12 protein-coding genes and 1 pseudogene are annotated in these 14,192 nt (G+C 72.1%); 8 read left to right on the top strand and 5 right to left on the bottom strand.

All coding sequences use genetic code 11. The annotated features are described in order from the left end of the window. Nucleotides 1-2: 2 nt before the first annotated feature. Nucleotides 3-545, top strand: a complete 543-nt coding sequence (gene mug, locus ACK1X7_RS41295) for a G/U mismatch-specific DNA glycosylase (protein ID WP_385139573.1) — start codon at nucleotides 3-5, stop codon at nucleotides 543-545. A 28-nt stretch (nucleotides 546-573) separates the two neighbouring features. On the opposite strand, the gene ACK1X7_RS41290 is transcribed toward mug, so the two are convergent. Next, nucleotides 574-1,014 carry a hypothetical protein gene (locus ACK1X7_RS41290; RefSeq protein WP_137968614.1) on the bottom strand — a complete coding sequence of 147 codons (441 nt, stop codon included), beginning with the start codon at nucleotides 1,012-1,014 and terminating at the stop codon, nucleotides 574-576. 148 nt (nucleotides 1,015-1,162) lie between these two features. On the opposite strand from ACK1X7_RS41290, the gene ACK1X7_RS41285 reads away from it, so the two are divergent. Then, entirely contained in the window at nucleotides 1,163-2,383 is a 1,221-nt protein-coding gene (locus ACK1X7_RS41285) for an ROK family protein (protein WP_385139568.1), read from the top strand. A gap of 126 nt (nucleotides 2,384-2,509) precedes the next feature. Here ACK1X7_RS41285 and ACK1X7_RS41280 read toward each other — a convergent pair whose 3' ends face one another. Continuing rightward, the gene (locus tag ACK1X7_RS41280; protein ID WP_385139565.1) at nucleotides 2,510-3,256 is read right to left on the bottom strand and encodes a GntR family transcriptional regulator; all 747 of its coding nucleotides are present in this window, start codon (nucleotides 3,254-3,256) and stop codon (nucleotides 2,510-2,512) included. A 201-nt stretch (nucleotides 3,257-3,457) separates the two neighbouring features. Between ACK1X7_RS41280 and ACK1X7_RS41275 the strand changes: the two genes are divergently transcribed. After that, entirely contained in the window at nucleotides 3,458-4,204 is a 747-nt protein-coding gene (locus ACK1X7_RS41275; protein WP_385139562.1) for an SDR family oxidoreductase, read from the top strand. A gap of 56 nt (nucleotides 4,205-4,260) precedes the next feature. On the opposite strand, the gene ACK1X7_RS41270 is transcribed toward ACK1X7_RS41275, so the two are convergent. Beyond that, nucleotides 4,261-5,493 (bottom strand): RNA-guided endonuclease InsQ/TnpB family protein, encoded by a 1,233-nt coding sequence (locus ACK1X7_RS41270; RefSeq protein ID WP_413116471.1) that lies wholly within the window; start codon nucleotides 5,491-5,493, stop codon nucleotides 4,261-4,263. A 25-nt stretch (nucleotides 5,494-5,518) separates the two neighbouring features. On the opposite strand from ACK1X7_RS41270, the pseudogene tnpA reads away from it, so the two are divergent. Together tnpA and ACK1X7_RS41260 are read left to right on the top strand one after the other, a co-directional pair. Next, nucleotides 5,519-5,931, top strand: a pseudogene (gene tnpA, locus ACK1X7_RS41265) (IS200/IS605 family transposase). 266 nt (nucleotides 5,932-6,197) lie between these two features. Next, a complete protein-coding gene (locus ACK1X7_RS41260; RefSeq protein WP_413116470.1) occupies nucleotides 6,198-7,028 on the top strand; it encodes an alpha/beta fold hydrolase in 831 nt (276 codons plus the stop codon). Between the two features lie 108 nt (nucleotides 7,029-7,136). Here the strand turns inward: ACK1X7_RS41260 and ACK1X7_RS41255 are convergent, their stop codons facing one another. Next, on the bottom strand, nucleotides 7,137-8,744 hold the full coding sequence (locus ACK1X7_RS41255) for an alkaline phosphatase D family protein (protein ID WP_390794059.1): 1,608 nt from the start codon (nucleotides 8,742-8,744) through the stop codon (nucleotides 7,137-7,139). Between the two features lie 344 nt (nucleotides 8,745-9,088). Between ACK1X7_RS41255 and ACK1X7_RS41250 the strand changes: the two genes are divergently transcribed. Beyond that, entirely contained in the window at nucleotides 9,089-10,357 is a 1,269-nt protein-coding gene (locus ACK1X7_RS41250; RefSeq protein WP_390794058.1) for a GNAT family N-acetyltransferase, read from the top strand. Here the strand turns inward: ACK1X7_RS41250 and ACK1X7_RS41245 are convergent. Then, nucleotides 10,293-11,600 (bottom strand): trans-sulfuration enzyme family protein, encoded by a 1,308-nt coding sequence (locus ACK1X7_RS41245; RefSeq protein ID WP_385139666.1) that lies wholly within the window; start codon nucleotides 11,598-11,600, stop codon nucleotides 10,293-10,295. The genes ACK1X7_RS41250 and ACK1X7_RS41245 overlap by 65 nt on opposite strands. 86 nt (nucleotides 11,601-11,686) lie before the next feature. On the opposite strand from ACK1X7_RS41245, the gene ACK1X7_RS41240 reads away from it, so the two are divergent. Both ACK1X7_RS41240 and ACK1X7_RS41235 read left to right on the top strand, forming a co-directional pair. Beyond that, nucleotides 11,687-12,181, top strand: a complete 495-nt coding sequence (locus ACK1X7_RS41240) for an Lrp/AsnC family transcriptional regulator (RefSeq protein ID WP_216347392.1) — start codon at nucleotides 11,687-11,689, stop codon at nucleotides 12,179-12,181. A 73-nt stretch (nucleotides 12,182-12,254) separates the two neighbouring features. Continuing rightward, nucleotides 12,255-13,937, top strand: coding sequence for a DUF885 domain-containing protein (locus ACK1X7_RS41235; RefSeq protein WP_385139551.1), 1,683 nt, complete (start codon nucleotides 12,255-12,257; stop codon nucleotides 13,935-13,937). Nucleotides 13,938-14,192: the final 255 nt, after the last annotated feature.

The raw sequence follows: 14,192 nt of genomic DNA, 5'->3' as shown, positions 1-14,192 counted from the left end.
CGATGACCCCCGCCGAACTGGAGGCCGCCCGCGACCGCCTCGTCCCCGATGTGGTCGCGGACGGCCTGCGGGTCCTCTTCTGCGGTATCAACCCCGGGCTGATGACGGCCGCCACCGGCCACCACTTCGCCCGCCCCGGCAACCGCTTCTGGCCCACGCTGCACGCTTCGGGCTTCACCCCGCGGCAGTTGCACCCGTCCGAGCAGTCGGAGCTGGTGCGCTACGGCCTGGGCATCACCAATGTGGTGGCGCGCGCCAGTGCGCGGGCCGATGAGCTGAGCGACCAGGAGTACCGGGAGGGCGGCCGGATCCTGGAGGAGAAGGTGCTCCGGCTGCGGCCGCGCTGGCTGGCGGTGGCGGGGGTCACCGCCTACCGGGTCGCGTTCGGCGACAAGAAGGCGAAGATCGGCCCGCAGACGCGCACGATAGGCGACACCCGCATCTGGGCCCTGCCGAATCCCAGCGGGCTCAACGCGCACTGGACACTGACGACGATGGCGGAGGAGTACGGCCGCCTGCGCACCGCCGCCGAGGCGGACGGCTAGCCGGACGCCGAGACGGGACGGAGGGGCGTCATATCGTGCCCTCCTCCCCTATCGCCACCAGCAACTGGAACGGCAGCTCGCGGTCGCCCTGCCCCACGCCCAGCCCGACCCAGCGGCCGTCGAGGCGCCAGATGCTCAGCTCGGGCACATAGCCGCACAGGGTGTCCAGCGGGGGCGGAACGGGCTCGCCCATCGCCGAGCGCTCCAGGGAGTCGGTGAGATCGAGGACATCGGGGGCGCCCCACCGTAAGGTCAGCACCTGGACCAGCACGCTCAGCTCGGCCTCGAACTCCTCCAGCACTTCCTCGACCCGGGTCAGATCGGCGTCCCAGAATTCCTCGCTGACGCGGAGGTCGGCGACATGGAAGCCGGGGCCGCTCGCCACCCGCCCGTCGGCGGCCCGCTGCGCGGGGAAGTCCCGCGCGCGCAACTGCTCGATCGTGGCCACGTGGTCCGCCGTACTGGTCATGATGTCAGTAAACCGTGCGGGTCGGACATCTGGCCGCCCGTCAGATGACCATCTCGGTGACCGGGCGGTCCGGGTGGGAGGAGACACTCGCCGCCTCCCCGTCCAGCGGATACGATCCGGCAGATACGCACTGGGAGGGAGGCCGACGTTGGGGCGGCTCACCGGCGGGGATCCGTCTCTGCTGCGACGCATCAACTCCGCCGTGGTACTGCACGCGTTGCGCGCGGCGACCGCGTCCGGCACGGCCACCGGCGATGGCCCGGACGACGCGGGCGGCTGTGCCGGTAGCGCGAGCCTGACCGATCTCACGCGGGTGACCGGGCTGTCCCGGCCCACCGTCGAGGGCGTGATCGACGGGCTGGCCGACAGCGGTCTGGTGGTCGAGGTGCCCGCCGAGGAGGGCGGCGTCCGCCGCCAGGGCCGCCCCGCGCGCCGCTTCCGCTTCCGGGCCGAGGCCGGGCATCTGCTGGGCATAGAGATAGGGGCGCACCGGGTCGCCGCGCTCCTGTCGGACCTCGATGGACGCGCGCTCGGCTCGATCGTGCGCGAGGTCTCGGAGAAGGCGTCGGCGGACGAGCGGCTGGAGCGGGTGCGCACCGCCGTGGCGGATCTGCTGCGGCGTGCGGGGGTGGCCCGGTTCTCGCTGCGCGCGGTCGGGGTGGGCAGCCCCGGCATCGTCGAGGCCGACGGCACCGTCCATCTGTGCACGGCGCTCCCCGGCTGGACCGGGCTGCCCCTGGGCGAGCGGCTGCGGCGGTCCTTCCGCTGTCCGGTGCTGGTGGAGAACGACGCGAACACGGCGGCGGTGGCCGAGCACTGGAAGGGCGCGGCGGTCGGCTCGGACGATGTGGTCTTCGTGCTGGCCGGGTTGAGCCCGGGGGCCGGGTCGTTGATCGGCGGTCGGCTGCACCGCGGCTTCGGCGGCGCCGCCGGGGAGATCGGGGCGCTGCATCTGCTGGGCCGCGAGGCCGCCCCGGAGGAGGTGCTCTCCACGACCGGGGAGCCGCTGAGCCCGCTGGACGAGGCGCAGGTCGCGCATGTCTTCGCGCTGGCCCGCGACGGCGACGTACGGGCCACCGCGGCCGTGGACCGCTTCGTCCGCAGGCTGGTGCACGACACGGCGGCCCTGGTGCTGGCGCTGGACCCCGAGGTCGTCGTGGTCGGCGGCTGGGCCGCCGGGCTGGACGGGGTGCTGGCCCCGCTGCGCGATGAGCTGTCCCGCTACTGCCTGCGGGCCCCGGAGGTCACGCTCTCGCTGCTGGGCGAGGCGGCGGTGACCACGGGGGCACTGCGGCTGGCCCTCGACCATGTGGAGCAGGAGCTCTTCGCGGTCGACAGCACGGTGACGACCCGCCGCGCGAGCCGCTGACGCGGGACGCGGGGCGGGCTGGGACGGGCCGGGACGTTTCGGGTTCGGGCCGCGGAGTGCGTACGCGCCGACGACGCGGGGCGGGCCCACGGCACAGAGCGGGCGTCGACAGGGAGCGGGCCCGGATCAGCCCGCCAGCAGCTCCTCGCCCGCCGGGTCGCCGAAGGTGAGCCGGCAGGTGTCGGCCCGGTAGGTGGCCACGGCGACGGCCGCGGTGCGGCCCTCGGCCACATAGCGGGTGGTCACGAGGAGGACGGGGGCGCCGGGCAGCCGGTCGAGCTCCTTGGCGTCGTCCGCGCGGGCCGAGCCCAGCTCCACGGTCTGCTCACGGCCCTCCAGCTCCAGCCGGCGCAGCTCGCGCAGCACCGCGCGGGCGCGGGCCAGCCCGCTGGGGGTGTCGATGGCGGCGAGGCCGGGGACGGAGCCGGCCGGTACGTACAGCAGCTCGGCGGCGAGCGGCTGGCCGTGGGACATCCGGGTGCGGCGCACCCGGTGGACCGGGGTGTCGGGGTCGAGCTCCAGGAGCCGGGCGACCTCGGCGGGCGGCACGGCCTCGGTGCTGTCCACGGTCTGCCAGGTGTCCTCGCCGGAGGTGTCGGTCCAGCCGTGGGCGTAGTCCCCGACGGCCACACCGACGCGGGGCGGGGCGACGGTGGTGCCGACGCCGCGGCGGCGCTGGAGCCTGCCCTCCAGCTCGAGCTGCTCGAGGGCCTGTCGGAGGGTGGCGCGGGCGACGCCGAAGCGGGCTGCCAGCTCACGCTCGTTGGGCAGGATCTCCCCGACCGCGAACTCGGAGTCGAGCGCGTCGCTGAGCACGGTCTTCAGATGCCAGTACTTGGGCTCAGGCACCGATTCAAGCTGCGTGGTCCCCACGCTGTCCCCCTTGATTCCGACGGCCGACAGACGTGCGCGCCTTCACAGTTATGCGCGCTTCTTTATTAAAGGTTGTTGCAGTATCAATGTGACCATAAGGCGGCGTGCGAACTTGGTCAAGACCAATCCTTTGACCGGTTATCGTCGGTGACCGTCGGAACGAAATGCGTAACGGGGCGGGAGCTGAGCTAGCGGATGGGCATGGACCAGGTCACGGTGGTCACCGGGGGCAGTCGCGGGATCGGAGCGGCGGTGGCGGTGCGGCTCGCCCGTGCCGGGCACAGCGTCGCCATCGGCTATGAGAACGCCGAGGACGCGGCCGAGCGGTGGGCGGCGGCGGTGCGCGCGGAGGGTGTGCGGTCGGTGGTCGTCCAGGCCGACACCAGTGACGCGGATCAGGTCGAGGCGATGTTCGACCGGGTGCGGGAGGAGCTGGGCCCGATCACCGGCCTGGTCAACAACGCGGGGATCACCGGGCCGTTGGGCCGTTTCACCGAGACCTCACCCGAGGTGATGCGGCGCGTCGTGGACGTCAATGTGACCGGGGCCCTGCTGTGCGCCCGGCGCGCGGCGCGCGAGATGTCCACGCGCCACGGCGGGCAGGGCGGCGCCATCGTCAATATCTCCTCGGGCGCGGCGACGACCGGCAGCCCCGGGGAGTATGTGCACTACGCGGCCAGCAAGGCGGCGGTCGACACGATGACCGTCGGACTGTCGAAGGAGTTGGCGGCGGAGGGGATCCGGGTCAACTCCGTCCAGCCCGGGATGACGCTGACCGACATCCACGCGCGGATGGGCGACCCCGAGCGGCCGTGGCGCGTCCAGGGGCGGGTGCCGATGGGGCGCCCGGGCGAGCCTGAGGAGATCGCGGGCGCGGTGGCGTGGCTGCTGTCGCCGGAGGCGTCGTACACGACGGGCGCGGTGCTGCGGGTCGCGGGCGGGCTTTGACTTGCTCCTCGGGCTGAAGCCCGAGGATTCTGGCCTTCTCTCTCGTTGCTGTGCCGCTACGCGGCACAGGCTTCGGGAGGGAATCCGTGGCTTCCTGCTTCGTTGCGCTGTGCCAGAACGGGTTCTGGTCTTGTCGGCGCTCCACAGGCCGATACCGCCAGTCCGGCGGCCTTTTTCACGTTGCGTGCCGAGTTGATGTCCCGGTCGAGGAGGGCTCCGCAAGCGGGGCAGGTCCATTCCCGGATGTGGAGGGGTTTGGGTCCGTCCACGTGGCCGCAGTACGAGCAGGTCTGACTGGTCGGCACGAACCTGCCGATCTTGATCAGGGTGCGTCCGTACCGGTCGGCCTTGTAGACGAGCATGGCCACGAACTGTGACCAGCCCGCATCGTGTGCACTCTTGGCCAGTCTGGTGCGTGCCAGTGCGTTCACCGCCAGGTCCTCCACGCCGATGGCTTGGTTCTCGCGGATCAGCTTCGTGGAAAGCTGGTGGTGAAATTCACGGCGCGCGTCGGCGACGTGGGCATGCGCGCGGGCGACCTTCTGACGGGCCTTCTCCCGGTTCCTGGATCCTTTCTGTTTGCGGGACAGCTCCCGCTGGGCCCTCTTCAGCTTCTTCTCCTTCTTCTCCGCGCGGCGCAAAAACCGCGGAGAGTCGATCTTCGTACCGTCATCGAGGACCGCGAAGTGCGTCAGCCCCAGGTCGATGCCGACGGTCTGGTCACTGTCGGGCATCCGGGCAGCGTCGGCAGCCGGGTCGGTGTCAATGCCGAAGGAGGCGAAGTACCTCCCGGCCGCGTCCTTGATCACGGTGACGGAGGTGGGGGTGGTGGGCAGGGTGCGTGACCACTTCACCTTGACGGCCCCGATCTTCGGCAGGCTCAGTCGCCCGCTGCCGGTGACCGACCAGCGGGCGTTGGCGGTGAACCGGATCGACTGCCGGGCATCCTTGCGGGACTTCAACCTCGGCGCCCCCAGTCCGGGCCCCTTGCGCTCGCCCTTGAGGGAGGCGAAGAAGTTCTTGTAGGCCGTCTCAGCATCGCGCAGGGACTGCTGGAGCACGACCGCGGAGACCTCGCCCAGCCAGGAGCGGGCCCCGGTCTGTTTGGCCTGGGTGATCAGACGCGTGGACAGCTCCCCGGCTTTCGGGAACGGGCCTCCCGCCGCCCTGGCGTCCTCACGGGCGCGCACAGCGTCGTTGAACACGACGCGGGCGCACCCGAATGCCCGTGCCAACGCGCCGCGTTGGGCGTGATCCGGGTACAGGCGAAAGCTGTACCGAAGCCGCACGAGAGGCACCGTACCCACTTGGGCTATGGGAGAGATGCAGGAGATCAGAACTGGTCAGCACTGTACTTTCGTATACACGTGCACTTGGCCTTTTGCATAGTTCCGGCACAACGTGTTCACGGACGATCACCTGGTGCGGATGGAGGAGACCATGCGGTCGGTCTGCGCGGACTTCGAGTGCGAGCTGGTGGAGTTCAACGGCGAGGCCAACCATGTCCACCTGCTGGTGAACTTCCCCCCAAGGTCGCCGTCGCAAAGCTCGTCAACTCTCTCAAGGGCGTCTCCTCACGCCACCTGCGTCAGGAGTTCCCAGACCTGGTGCGCCACTACTGGCGGGCCAACAAGCTGTGGTCGGGCTCCTACTTCGCCGGGACCGTCGGCGGCGCCCCGCTCTCCGCGGTCAGGCAGTACATCGAGCAGCAGAACCGACCGGTGTGAGCCCTGCCCGGCTCCGCCGGACCAGATGCGGCGACGCTCCGCGTCGCCACCCTCAGATTCGCTTCACCACCGGGCTGAAGCCCGATGCACTGCGAATGAATCCCGGTAGCGGCGCCCGGCCGGCCGCGCGCATCGCGCACTCGTTCACGGTCGGCGCCGCGCCGTTGATCCGGCCACTGGGACTACCTTCCGGTAACTCTTGCTGACATGCTGTCTCATACGCCGCATGCGCGCCTGCCCGAACGCCGATCGCGAGGAGCCATCCCATGCCCGCGTCCCTCTCCTTTGCCGTCGCCTCCCCCGGCGGCCCCCGCACCGCCCGGGTCGTCCTCGAACGGCGCGGCGCGGGGGGGCCGTTGGTACTGCTGCACGGCATCGGCCACCACTGGCAGGCGTGGGAGCCGGTGCTGGACATCCTCGCGGTCGACCGCGAGGTGATCGCCGTGGATCTGCCCGGCTTCGGGGCGTCGGACGCGCTGCCGGACGGCATCCCCTACGACCTCGACGGCGTCATCCCCGTGCTCGGCGCGCTCTTCGAAGCCCTTGGCGTCAAACGCCCCGACGTGGCCGGGAACTCGCTCGGCGGGCTGTTCGCGCTGGAGCTGGGCCGCCTCGGCCTCGTACGGTCCGTCACCGCGCTGTCCCCGGCCCAGTTCTGGAACGAGGCCGAGCGCCGCTACGCCTTCGGCGTGCTGTCCGCGATGCGGGCCGGCGCGCGGGTGCTGCCGCCGCCGCTGGTCGCCTGGCTGGCCCGCGGCGCGGCCGGACGGGCCGCGCTGACCGGCGCCATCTACGCCCGGCCCGCGCGGCGTTCCCCGGCCGCGGTGGTCGCCGAGACGCGGGCGATGCGTGAGGCGGTCGGCTTCGACGCCATGCTGGCCGCCGGAGACTCCGAGATGTTCACGCATGACATCCCGGATGTCCCGGTCACCATCGCCTGGGGCTCGCGCGACCGGGTGCTGCCGCGCCGCCAGGGCGTCCGCGCCAAGCGGGTCATCCCCGGCGCCCGGCTGGTCCGCCTCCCCGGCTGCGGCCATGTGCCCATGAACGACGACCCCGCGCTGGTCGCCCGCGTCATCCTGGACGGCAGCCGCTGACGACCGGCCTTCCGCCCGGCACCCCGGATCTCCCGCTGTTCCCGCGCGCCGCCCGGTGCGCGGCCCCGTGGGTGTTCCGCACCGGGCCGCGCACCGCGCCGCATACGGCTACTGGCCGACCAGCCCCGGACGGAGAACCTTGGTGAAGAGCACCTTGCCGCCGTCCTCGCGCAGCCGGACCGTCATCTCGGCGCTGTCGCCGTCGATGTCCACCTCGCCGTAGAACTGGAAGCCCTCGGCGGGCGAGACGTTCGCCACGGTCGGCGCCTTGACGTAGGGCTGCTCGGGGCCGAACGTGCCGTCCAGCTTCACCGAGGGGAAGGCACCCGCGTTCAGCGGGCCGGAGACGAACTCCCAGAACGGCGCGAAGTCCTTGAACGCCGCCCGCGAGGGGTCGTAGTGCTGCGCCGAGGTGTAGTGGACGTCCGCCGTCAGCCACACCGTGCCGGTGATCTTCCGGTGCTTGATGTGCCGGAGCAGATCGGCCATCTGGAGCTCCCGGCCGAGCGGTGCGCCCGGGTCGCCCTGCGCGACGGCCTCGAAGTCGGTGTTCCCGTCCGGGACCACCAGACCCAGCGGCATATCGCAGGCGATGACCTTCCACACCGCGCGCGACCGCGACAGCTCGCGCTTGAGCCACGCCAACTGCTCGGCGCCGAGGATGCCCTGGGCGTCCTTCGGCTGGCGGTTCGGCGAGTTGGGGTCGCGGTAGGTGCGGCAGTCCAGCACGAAGACGTCCAGCAGCGGGCCGTGGTGCTGGACCCGGTAGACCCGGCCGCTCGCGTCCGGCCGCAGCGTGCTGATCGGGAAGTACTCGGCGAACGCCTGCCGCGCGCGGGCGGCCAGCACGTCGACGTTCTTCTCGGTGTAGCGGTCGTCGACCAGGATCTCGCCCGGGTACCAGTTGTTGAGCACCTCGTGGTCGTCCCACTGGGTGATGGTCGGCACCTCGGCGTGGAAGCGGCGCAGCGCGGCGTCGAGGAGGTTGTAGCGGAAGTTGCCGCGGTACTCGTCGAGCGTCTCGGCGACCTTGGTCTTCTCCGGGGTGATGAGATTGCGCCAGGTGGAACCGTCGGGCAGCTTGACGGTCTCGGTCATCGGGCCGTCGGCGTAGATGTTGTCGCCGCTGCACAGGAAGAAGTCCGGCTCGCGGCGGCGCATCTCCTCGAAGATGCGGTAGCCGCCGTGGTCCGGGTTGATGCCCCAGCCCTGCCCGGCCAGATCGCCCGACCAGACGAAGCGCACGTCCTTACGGCGCTCGGGAACCGTGCGGAACGTGCCGTGGACCGCCTCACTGGTGCGGCGCGGGTCCTCCGGGTCGGCCAGCAGCACCCGGTAGTGCACCTGGCTCCCGGCGGGCAGGCCGTGCAGTGCGGTGCGGCCGGTGAAGTCGGTGCCGGGGCCGACCAGCGGGCCCGGCCACCGCTTGGCCCGCGCGAAGGACTCGGTCGCGGACGTCTCCACGATCATGCGGGCCGGACGGTCCGAGCGGACCCACACCAGCCCCGAAGACGTCGTCACATCGCCCACCTGGACGCCCCACTGGGCGCTTGGCCGCCCCGACAGCGCCTGAGCGGGCGCCCCGGACGTGCCGGACGTGGCCGATGCGGCCGATGCGGCCGATGCCACGGCGGGCACCGCGAGCGCCGCCGACGCGGCCGCCGATCCCGTCAGTACCGTGCGCCGTCCGATCCCTCTGCCGGATTCCCGCCCCATGGTGCCCTCCGTTGCTCGTAGAACTGCTGTGCTGGTGTGTTTGTTATCGGTGCAAGATGCCGCTCTTACGAACGCCCAGTGAATAACCGGGCGTCCGCACGGGGGAAGTGCCCCGCGCGGCATCCCCGAGAAGGTCCACGGTGTGGGCGATCCGGGCGGGCGCCGGATGGGCGGATCCGGTCGCCGAACGGTGACGGCGTTCAGCGGTGGCGGCCTTCAGCCGGAACCTCGGACTTCAACCTTTTGATTTCGGACAAAATAAGCTTCTGTTATCAGATGCGCCCTTAACCCATAGGTCACAGTCCGTTCGTGATCACGCAACACCTTTGCGCGAGGGTGTTTGCATGACATTTCGAGCGACCCCCGAGCCCCCTTCCCGGCACCGCCCCCGCTGGCGGCACGAGCTGGTCGCATGGTGGTCACGGCGCCAGGACCACGCGCCCCCGGGCAGCTCACCCTCGCCCGCGGCCGACGCGCACAGCGCCCACGCCGCGGGCGCCCCGGAGACCACGGCCCCCGAGGCCACCACGCTGTGGCGGATGCGCACGACCGTAAGAGACGAGCCGGGCGCCCTCGCCGCGCTGTGCGCGGCACTGGCCGGGCACCGGGTCGACATCCTGGCCCTGCAAACCCATCCGCTGACGGACGGCACGGTGGACGAATTCCTGCTGCGCGCGCCCGAGGTCCTGGCGTCCGCCGAGCTGACCGACGCCGTCGCGGCCGCCGGGGGCAGCGACACCTGGGTCGAGCGGGCCGACGCCCACGACCTGGTGGACGCGCCGACCCGGGCGCTGACCCTGGCCACCCGTACCGCCCTGGACGCCGCCGAACTCCCGCTCGCCCTGCGCCAGTTGTTCGGCCGCTGCACCATCCGCTCGGTTCCCGCGAAGTCCTTCAGCGGCCGCTCCCCGGAGAGCACACCGCCCGCCGAAGGTGTCCTGGAGGAGACCGTGATGCGGCTGCGCGACCCGTCCGGCGGCGCGATCGTCATCGAGCGGCCGTATCTGCCGTTCACCCCGACCGAGTTCGCCCGGGCCCGCGCGCTGGTCGAGCTGGACGCCCGGCTCGGCCCGCGGATCCCGCACGACGGCGATGTGCTGACGCTACCCGAGGGCAACGCCATCACCGTGCGCCGTGCCGACAGCGGCGACCTGGCTGCGGCCCGCGACATGCACGCCCGCTGCTCCCCCGCGACGCTCGCACTGCGCTACCACGGCCCGGTCGGCGACGCCGACCGCTACCTGGCCCATCTGCTGAGCCCGCGCTTCGGCCGCACCCTGGCCGCGTACACCGCCTCCGGGCGGCTGGTCGCCCTCGGCCATCTGCTGTGGGACGGGGACGAGGCCGAGGTCGCGCTGATCGTCGAGGACGAGTGGCAGCGGCGCGGCGTCGGCGGGCAACTGCTGGGGCGGCTGGTCGCGATGGCCGCCGAGACCGGCTACGAGAGCGTGTACGCCGTCACCCAGTCGGCCAATACCGGCATGGTGACCGCGATGCGCTCCCTCGAACTGCCGCTGGACTACCAGATCGAGCAGGGCACGCTGGTGATCAGCGCCCGCCTGGACCCGGCACCGGAACCGGCACCGGTCCCCCCGCTGCCGCACTCGCGCTGAGACCGGCCGCACTCGCGCCGACACCCGCCGGGACATCGCCGTAGGCCGCGCGCTTGGCCCGGTGGGCGCCGCGCCCCGCCGGGCCGCCGTCGAGCGCCTGGTCCAGATCGCGCCAGACATCCTCGACGTCCTCGAGCCCGACCGACATCCGCAGCAGCCGGTCGCCGATCCCCGAGGAGTGGCGGTCCCCCTCGGCCACGATGCGGTGGCTGATGGAGGCCGGGTGCTGGATGAGGGTGTCCACACTGCCCAGGCTGACCGCCGGGGTGATCAGCCGCACCCCGGCGATCACCGCATGCGGATCGCCGTGGGTCTCGAAGGCGACCATCGCCCCGCCGATCCGCGGATAGTGGACGCGGGCCACCCGGGGATCGGCGGCCAGCCGCCGGGCCAGCTCGGCCGCGGTCGCCGAGGCGGCCCGCATCCGTACGGGCAGCGTGGACAGTCCGCGCAGCAGCAGATATCCGGCGAGCGGATGCAGCACCCCGCCGGTGGCGAACCGCACCTGGCGCAGCGCCCGGGCGAACTCCTCGTCGCAGGCCACCACGCCGCCCATCACATCGCCGTGTCCGCCGAGGTACTTGGTGGCGCTGTGCAGGACCGCGCTCGCGCCCCGCTCGGCCGGGCGCTGAAGCACCGGTGTGGCGAAGGTGTTGTCCGCGAGCAGCGGGACCGTGCCGCAGGAGTGGGCGACGGCTCGCAGGTCGACTTCGGCGAGGGTCGGATTGGCCGGGGTCTCCACCATGACGAGGCCGGTGTCGGGGCGTATCGCCTCCGCGATCCCGGCCGGATCCACCCAGGTGACCTCGGTGCCCAGCAGCCCGGCGTCCAGCAGATGGTCGCTGCACCCGTACAGCGGGCGGACCGCGACCACATGCCGCAGCCCCTGGGCCCCGCGCGCCAGCAGACACGCGCTGAGCGCCGCCATGCCGCTGGCGAACGCGACCGCGCTCTCGGTGCCCTCCAGCCGGGCCAGGGCGGTCTCGAAGCGGGCGACGGTGGGATTGTCCAGGCGGGCGTAGACGGGCGGGCCGTCCGGCCGGGCGCCGGTGGCGGCGAACGCGTCGATCCTGGCGGCCTCCTGGCGGCTGTCGTACGAGGGGTAGGTCGTCGACAGGTCCAGGGGTACGGCGTGCAGTCCCATGGCCGGAAGGTCCTCGCGCCCGGCGTGGACGGCCTCGGTGGCGAACGCGTGCCGTCCGGTCCCGTCGCGCGGGCCCGGTGCGCCCGGCGCGGTCCCCATGCTCTCCGTGCTCTCCCTGATGTCCATGGGTGAAGGGTGAACAACCACCGGACGCTCGCGGCCGATATCCGTGCTACGTTCGGCCGATGGCCGAAACCGTCGCTCTCGATCCGGTGGACCTCCAGATTCTGCGGCTGCTCCAGAACGACGCCCGGACCACCTACCGCGATCTGGCCGCCCAGGTCGGCGTGGCGCCCTCGACCTGTCTGGACCGGGTGACCCGGCTGCGCCGCTCCGGCGTGATCCTCGGCCATGAACTCCGCCTGGACCCCACCAAGCTGGGACGCGGTCTCGAGGCCCTGCTCTCGGTCCAGTTGCGGCCCCACCGCCGGGAGCTGGTCGGCCCGTTCGTGGAGCGGATCCGGGCGCTGCCCGAGTCCCGGGCGCTGTTCCACCTCGCCGGGCCGGACGACTATCTGGTGCATGTCGCGGTGGCCGACACCGCCGATCTCCAGCGGCTGGTGCTGGACGAGTTCACCTCGCGCCGCGAGGTGGCCCGGGTCGAGACCAGGCTGATCTTCCAGCAGTGGAGCTGCGGCCCGCTGCTGCCGCCCGCCCGAGACGGCTCAGCAATCTCGTAGCACACCTCTGTTCCCGCTCGTCACACTCCCGTGGTGCTGACGCCGCACCCCGGAACGTACGAGGATGGGCCGCATGTCCGATACCAAGAACGCTCCGCTGCCCCGTCAGGTCGCCGACAGCTATGTCGACGCCCTCATCGAACTCGACCCGATCACCGGCACCTACCTGGGCGTTCCCGAGAGCTCCCGGCGCCTCCCGGACTTCTCCCCCGCCGGGGCCGAGGCCGTCGCCGACCTCTCCCGCACCACCCTGGCCCGGCTGGCCGAGGCCGAGGCGCGCCCCGGCGCGGACAGCGACGCCGAGCGGCGCTGCGCCCGGCTGCTGCGGGAGCGGCTGACCGCCGAGCTCGCCGTGCACGACGCCCACGAGGGGCTGCGCGCGGTCAGCAATCTGAGCTCCCCGCTGCACTCGGTGCGCGGCATCTTCACCGTGATGCCCAGCGAGACCGAGGAGGACTGGGCGGCCGTCGCGGCCCGGCTGCGCGCCGTACCGGCCGCGCTGGAGGGATACCGCGCCTCGCTCGCCGAGGGGCTGCGGCGGAGCCTGCCGGCCGGTCCCCGGCAGGTGGCCACGGTCCTCGATCAGTTGACGGAGTGGATCGGCACGGACGGCGGCTGGTTCGCCGACTTCACCGCCGAGGGGCCGGACGCGCTGCGCGGTGAGCTGGACGAGGCCGCCGCCGCGGCGACGGGCGCGCTGGTCGAGCTGCGCGACTGGCTGCGCGGGACCTACGCCCCGGCCATCGAGGGCGCCCCCGATGTGGTGGGGCGCGAGCGCTACCGCCGCTGGGCCCGGCTGTGGAACGGCACCGATCTCGACCTGGACGAGGCGTATGCGTACGGCTGGGCGGAATTCCACCGTATCCACGCCGAGATGCGCACCGAGGCCGAGAAGATCCTGCCCGGCGCCAACCCGTGGGAGGCGCTGCGCCACCTCGACACCCACGGTGCGCATATCGAGGGCGTCGAGGAGACGCGGGTGTGGCTTCAGGAGCTGATGGACGAGGCCATCGAGAAGCTGAACGGCACCCACTTCGACCTGGCCGAGCGGGTCAAGCGGGTCGAGTCGATGATCGCGCCGCCGGGCAGCGCGGCGGCGCCGTACTACACCCAGCCGTCGGTGGACTTCTCCCGCCCCGGCCGGACCTGGCTGCCCACGATGGGCGAGACCCGCTTCCCCGTCTACGACCTGGTCTCCACCTGGTACCACGAGGGCGTCCCCGGCCACCATCTACAGCTCGCCCAGTGGGCGCACGTCTCCGACCAGCTCTCCCGCTACCAGGCCACGGTCGGCATGGTCAGCGCCAACGCCGAGGGCTGGGCGCTGTACGCGGAGCGGCTCATGGACGAGCTGGGCTTCCTGTCGGACCCGGAGCGGCGGCTGGGCTATCTGGACGCGCAGATGATGCGGGCGCTGCGGGTGATCGTCGACATCGGGATGCATCTGGAGCTGGAGATCCCCGCCGATTCGCCCTTCCATCCCGGTGAGCGGTGGACTCCGGAGCTGGCGCGTGAGTTCTTCGGGCTGCACTGCGGCCGTCCGGCGGAGTTCCTCGACAGCGAGCTGGTGCGCTATCTGGGCATTCCGGGCCAGGCCATCGGCTACAAGCTGGGCGAGCGGGCCTGGCTGACGGGGCGGGAGGCGGCCCGTAAGGCGCACGGCGACGCCTTCGACGCCAAGAAGTGGCATATGGCGGCGCTGTCGCAGGGTTCGCTGGGGCTCGACGACCTGGTGGAGGAGCTGTCGGCGCTCTGAGCTCGGTGTCGCCTCCGCGCCTGTGGTGAGGGCGGGCCGCATCCGTACGGGTGCGGCCCGCCCACTACAGGCTGTCCGTCGGACCACGCGGGGGCTTCGCCCCTGCACCTTCCAGCCCCTCCAGGGGGCACCTCCCAGCGGTAGCTGGGGGAGTTTGAGGAGCGGGGTCTGGGGCGGAGCCCCGGTCCGGGGTCTGGGGCGGAGCCCCAGTTGTTGGAAGGGGCGGGGAGGGGAAAAGCAGCCCGCCGCAGGCGT

This window comes from Streptomyces sp. CY-1, assembly GCF_047218265.1.
Lineage (GTDB): Bacteria > Actinomycetota > Actinomycetes > Streptomycetales > Streptomycetaceae > Streptomyces > Streptomyces niphimycinicus.
This window is presented reverse-complemented; position numbering and strand designations above follow the sequence as displayed.

Excerpts from the sequence above, each read along its gene's own strand:
- ACK1X7_RS41260 (WP_413116470.1), top strand. The coding sequence starts at position 6,198 with ATGCCCGCGTCCCTCTCCTTTGCCGTCGCCTCCCCCGGCGGCCCCCGC.
- ACK1X7_RS41255 (WP_390794059.1), bottom strand. The coding sequence starts at position 8,744 with ATGGGGCGGGAATCCGGCAGAGGGATCGGACGGCGCACGGTACTGACG.
- ACK1X7_RS41290 (WP_137968614.1), bottom strand. The coding sequence starts at position 1,014 with ATGACCAGTACGGCGGACCACGTGGCCACGATCGAGCAGTTGCGCGCG.
- ACK1X7_RS41235 (WP_385139551.1), top strand. The coding sequence starts at position 12,255 with ATGTCCGATACCAAGAACGCTCCGCTGCCCCGTCAGGTCGCCGACAGC.
- ACK1X7_RS41250 (WP_390794058.1), top strand. The coding sequence starts at position 9,089 with ATGACATTTCGAGCGACCCCCGAGCCCCCTTCCCGGCACCGCCCCCGC.
- ACK1X7_RS41240 (WP_216347392.1), top strand. The coding sequence starts at position 11,687 with ATGGCCGAAACCGTCGCTCTCGATCCGGTGGACCTCCAGATTCTGCGG.
- mug (WP_385139573.1), top strand. The coding sequence starts at position 3 with ATGACCCCCGCCGAACTGGAGGCCGCCCGCGACCGCCTCGTCCCCGAT.
- ACK1X7_RS41245 (WP_385139666.1), bottom strand. The coding sequence starts at position 11,600 with ATGGGGACCGCGCCGGGCGCACCGGGCCCGCGCGACGGGACCGGACGG.
- ACK1X7_RS41275 (WP_385139562.1), top strand. The coding sequence starts at position 3,458 with ATGGACCAGGTCACGGTGGTCACCGGGGGCAGTCGCGGGATCGGAGCG.